General features: G+C 66.2%; 5 protein-coding genes. All 5 read left to right on the top strand.

Annotated elements, in window-relative coordinates:
- Window positions 1–224: 224 nt before the first annotated feature.
- Window positions 225–809, top strand: a complete 585-nt coding sequence (locus tag CF70_RS02870; RefSeq protein ID WP_035860091.1) for an NUDIX hydrolase — start codon at window positions 225–227, stop codon at window positions 807–809.
- Between the two features lie 28 nt (window positions 810–837).
- On the top strand, window positions 838–1,584 hold the full coding sequence (gene aat / locus CF70_RS02865; protein ID WP_035860090.1) for a leucyl/phenylalanyl-tRNA--protein transferase: 747 nt from the start codon (window positions 838–840) through the stop codon (window positions 1,582–1,584).
- A 91-nt stretch (window positions 1,585–1,675) separates the two neighbouring features.
- Entirely contained in the window at window positions 1,676–2,500 is an 825-nt protein-coding gene (locus CF70_RS02860) for an arginyltransferase (protein WP_035860086.1), read from the top strand.
- Between the two features lie 111 nt (window positions 2,501–2,611).
- A complete protein-coding gene (locus CF70_RS02855) occupies window positions 2,612–3,646 on the top strand; it encodes a quinone-dependent dihydroorotate dehydrogenase (protein WP_035860083.1) in 1,035 nt (344 codons plus the stop codon).
- Between the two features lie 95 nt (window positions 3,647–3,741).
- Window positions 3,742–4,800, top strand: a complete 1,059-nt coding sequence (locus CF70_RS02850) for an aldo/keto reductase (RefSeq protein ID WP_035860081.1) — start codon at window positions 3,742–3,744, stop codon at window positions 4,798–4,800.
- Window positions 4,801–4,854 lie beyond the last annotated feature (54 nt).

Here is a 4,854-nt window from a genome sequence, read left to right as displayed (position 1 = left end):
GCAGGTTCAAGTCCTGCCCCCGCAACCAAAGCCACGCAGATCCATGCGACCGGCTGTCGGACGCAAAACAAATCAACGCCCCTCCGGGCGTTTTTTGTTTTTTGCGCGACGAATTCTCTACATGGCCGCCACCCCGTTCGCGGACCTTTCCCAAACTAGCATCGCACCCCCGGCAGCCTGCATCGGCGGGGATACACTTTCGCCATTCCTCCCGGACGCCTCTCATGAAATTCTGCTCGAACTGCGGCCATGCGGTCGTGCTGCGCATCCCAGAAGGCGACTCGCGCCTGCGTTCAGTGTGCGACAACTGCAGCACCATCCACTACGTCAATCCGCGCAATGTAGTCGGCACCATTCCCGTGTGGGAGGACAAGGTCCTGCTGTGCAAGCGCGCCATCGAGCCGCGCTACGGCTTCTGGACGCTGCCCGCCGGCTTCATGGAGATCGGCGAGACCACCGCGCAGGGCGCCGCGCGCGAGACGCTCGAGGAAGCCGGTGCACGGGTAAAGATCGGGGAACTGTTCTCCATCCTGAATGTGCCGCATGTGCATCAGGTGCATATGTTCTACCTGGCCACGCTGGAGGATCTCGATATCTCCGCGGGAGAGGAGAGCCTGGAGGTGAAGCTGGTCGAGGAAGCCGACGTGCCCTGGGACGAACTGGCCTTCCCCACCGTGATCCATTCGCTGCGCTGCTTCTTCGCTGACCGCGCGGCGGGACGGCTGACCGACGGCACCTTCCGCCTGCACAGCCTGGATATCGATAAGCCGATGCGCCCGCTGACCAGCCGGGCCACGGTCGAACCCTGAACACGGGCGCGTTGCCCGCCACTCCCGCATGATCACCTGGCTGGATCCGCATGATCCGTTCCCGCCGGTCGAGCGTGCGCTCGGCCCCGGGTCGGACGCGCCCGGCCTGCTGGCGGCCAGCCGCGAGTTGTCGGCCCAGCGCCTGCTGCTGGCTTACCGGCAAGGCATCTTCCCCTGGTATGCCGAAGGCCAGCCGGTGCTGTGGTGGAGCACCGATCCGCGCATGGTGCTGGCACCACAGGCGCTGCGGGTTTCCGCCACCTTCCGCAAGACCCTCAAGCGCGTGCTGCGCGATCCCGACTGGGAAATCCGCGTCGACGATGACTTTATCGCCGTGATGCAGGCTTGTGCCTTGACCCCGCGGGAAGGCCAGCATGGCACATGGATCACCGAAGACATCATTGCCGCTTATGGTGCGCTGCACCGTAACGGCCTGGCGCATTGCGTGGAGAGCTGGTACCGCGGCGAGCGCGCGGGCGGGCTGTATGGCGTGGCACTCGGGCGCATGTTCTATGGCGAGTCGATGTTCGCGCGGCGCACGGACGCTTCCAAGATTGCCCTGGCCGCGCTGTGCGCGTTCCTCGGCAACCACGACGTGGCGATGATAGACTGCCAGCAGGAAACCGATCATCTGGCTTCGCTCGGGGCGAGTCCGATTCCGCGTGCTGAGTTCGCGGCCCATATCCGCATCGCCACCCGCCAACCGGATATCGTCCCGTGGCGCTTCGACAAGACGGTGCTGCAGAGATGGACCCGGATTCAGGATCGGGCATAGGGCCCGCCCCTCCGACCACGCTGCGCAGCGTCCGGTCACGGCGCCATCGGCTTACCTGTGTTGCTGTTTCATCCCTGGCCGTTGCAGATACATGAGCAAGCTAAAGGAACTCCCCCTTTCCGCGCTGCAGTTCTACGCTACGGCGCCCTACGCTTGCAGCTACCTCGATGGCCGCATGGCGCGCTCGCAGGTGGCCACGCCCGCCCACCTGATCAATGCCGACGTCTACTCGCGGCTGGTCCGCGCCGGGTTCCGGCGCAGCGGCATCTTTACCTACCGCCCCTATTGCGATGAATGCCGCGCCTGCACGCCATGCCGCGTGGTGGTGGACCAGTTTCACCCCGACCGCAGCCAGCGCCGGGCCTGGCGGCAGCACGAGAGCCTGCAGGCCCTGGTGGCGCCGCTGACCTATGTCGAAGAGCATTATTCGCTCTATCTCCTGTACCAGTCGATGCGCCATGCCGGTGGCGGCATGGACCAGGACAGCCGGGACCAATATGAGCAGTTCCTGCTGCAAAGCCGGGTCAACTCGCGCCTGGTCGAATTCCGCGAACCGCCGGGCTCGCCGGAGGCCGGCCGCCTGCGCATGGTCAGCATGATCGACGTGCTCGACGACGGGCTGTCCTCGGTCTATACCTTCTACGACCCGCTGGAAGTCAAAGCCAGCTATGGCACTTACAACATCCTGTGGCAGATCCAGCAGGCCCGCGAACTCGGCCTGCCGCACCTGTACCTGGGCTACTGGATCGCCGATAGCCGCAAGATGGCCTATAAGGCGCGCTACCAGCCGCTGCAGGTGCTGACAGCCAACCAGTGGCGCCCCTTCGACTCGCCACAGGAAGCAGTCGCGGTTGCCTCTCCCACTGCCATCCCGATCGTTCCGCCGCAACCCGGCGAGGAAGCGCCGGAGACTTGATGGCCGGTATCCGGGAGGGCAGCTGGAGCCGGGTCGCGCCTGCGCAGCAGTACCGCTTCCGGCCCAACCGCTACAATGCCGTCCTGGTCCCGACTTCCAAGCTGATTCCCTGTGCTGAACGCGCTCTATCCCCTGTTTCGCCCCGCCCTGTTTTCGATGGATGCGGAGGACGCCCACCATTTCACCCTCAACAACCTGCTGCGCGCCAAGCGTCTGGGGCTGGCGGGCTGCATCGGCAACACCATCGCCGATGACCCGCGCACGGTGATGGGCGTGCGGTTTCCCAATCCGGTGGGCCTGGCCGCCGGGCTCGACAAGGATGGCGCCTATATCGACGGGCTGGCGGCGTTCGGCTTCGGCTTTATCGAAGTGGGTACCGTGACGCCGCGCGCGCAACCGGGCAACCCCCGCCCGCGCATGTTCCGCCTGCCGCAAGCCGATGCGCTGATCAACCGCATGGGCTTCAACAATGGCGGCGTGGATGCGTTTATCGCCAACGTCAAGGCGTCGCGCTGGAAGGCCGAGGGCGGCGTGCTGGGCCTGAACATCGGCAAGAACGCCGATACGCCGATCGAGCGCGCGGTGGATGACTATCTGCACTGCCTGGAACGGGTCTACCCGCACGCCAGCTACGTCACCGTCAATATCTCGTCGCCCAACACCAAGAACCTGCGCCAGTTGCAGGGCGCGAGTGAACTCGACAGCCTGCTCTCGACGCTCAAGGACGCGCAGCAGCGCCTGGCCGACCAGCACAAGCGCTACGTGCCGCTCGCGCTCAAGATCGCGCCCGACCTCGACGCCGACCAGATCCGCAATATCGGCGATGCGCTGGTGCGCCACCGCATCGATGGCGTGATTGCCACCAACACCACCATCGCGCGCGACGCGGTCAAGGGCCTGCCGCACGGCGAGGAAGCCGGCGGCCTGTCGGGCCGGCCGGTGTTCGAGTCGTCCACGCGCGTCGTCAAGGGCCTGCGCGAGGTGGTTGGGGATGCGGTGCCCATCGTGGGCGTGGGTGGCATCTTCAGCGGCGCCGACGCGCAAGCCAAGATTGCGGCCGGCGCGCAACTGGTACAGGTGTACAGCGGGTTGATCTACCGCGGACCGGTGCTGGTCAAGGAATGTGCCGCCGCCCTGCGCGCCTGAGGCACGCTTCGATTGGGGTTGCCAGGAAGCTGGCAGCCGGTGATACCACAGCCGCCCTCCCCATACCGGGCGTCAACGCCTAACAAGGATAGCCAATGGAAACCATTCGTCTGGGCCGCAGCGACCTGCAGGTCTCTCGCATCTGCCTTGGCACCATGACCTTCGGCGAGCAGAACACCGAAGCCGAAGGCCATAGCCAGCTCGACTACGCCGTGTCGCGCGGCATCAACTTTATCGACACCGCCGAGATGTACCCGGTCAAGCCGAGCGCCGAAACGTATGGCAGCACCGAGCGCATCGTCGGCAACTGGCTCAAGCGCCAGCAGCGTGACCGTATCGTGCTGGCGACCAAAGTCGCCGGCCCGGCGCGCATGCCGTGGATCCGCAACGGCGGCGACCTGACGCCGGACAGCATCCGCGCGGCGGTGGACGCCTCGCTGGCGCGCCTGCAAACCGACTACATCGACCTGTACCAGATCCACTGGCCGGCTCGCAACGCGCCCATCTTCGGGCAGAAGCAATTCGATCCGGCGAACGAGCGCGAGTGCGCCTCGATCCAGGCGCAGCTTGAAGCCATGGGCGAACTGGTGCGCGCGGGCAAGATCCGCTACGTCGGCGTGTCCAACGAAACGCCGTGGGGCGTGGCCGAGTTCATCAAGCAGGCAGAGCTGCACGGCCTGCCGCGCATCGCCACGGTCCAGAACCCATACAACCTGCTCAACCGCAGCTACGAGCAGGGCCTGGACGAGGCCTGCTTCCGTACCGACGTCAGCCTGCTGGTCTATAGCCCGCTGGCCTTTGGCCAGCTCACCGGAAAATACCTGGGCGGCGATCTCGCGCATCCCGTGTTCGATACGCAGGCCAAAGGGCGGCTCACGCGCTTCCCGCCCGACTGGAGCCCGCGCTACCTGCGCCCGGAAAGCCTGGCCGCCGCCGCCCGCTATGTGGCGCTGGCGCGCGAGCACGGCATCTCGCCGGCGACGCTGGCGCTGGCCTGGGCCTACTCGCGCTGGTTCGCGGCGAGCACGATCGTCGGGGCCACTTCGGTGGAGCAGCTGCGCGAGAACATCGACGCCTGGCAGGTGCCCCTGCCCGAAGCGGCAACCGCGGCCATCGCCCACATCCACGCCGAGATTCACAACCCCGCCCAGTAGCCTTCCCGCGCTCCACGCACCAATACCGGCGCACCAGCCGGAGCCGCTCGCAGC

The organism is Cupriavidus sp. SK-3 (assembly GCF_000611145.1).
Taxonomy (GTDB): Bacteria; Pseudomonadota; Gammaproteobacteria; order Burkholderiales; family Burkholderiaceae; genus Cupriavidus.
This window is presented reverse-complemented; position numbering and strand designations above follow the sequence as displayed.

Coding starts and splice junctions, on each gene's coding strand:
- CF70_RS02870 (WP_035860091.1), top strand. CDS start 225: ATGAAATTCTGCTCGAACTGCGGCCATGCGGTCGTGCTGCGCATCCCA.
- CF70_RS02860 (WP_035860086.1), top strand. CDS start 1,676: ATGAGCAAGCTAAAGGAACTCCCCCTTTCCGCGCTGCAGTTCTACGCT.
- aat (WP_035860090.1), top strand. CDS start 838: ATGATCACCTGGCTGGATCCGCATGATCCGTTCCCGCCGGTCGAGCGT.
- CF70_RS02850 (WP_035860081.1), top strand. CDS start 3,742: ATGGAAACCATTCGTCTGGGCCGCAGCGACCTGCAGGTCTCTCGCATC.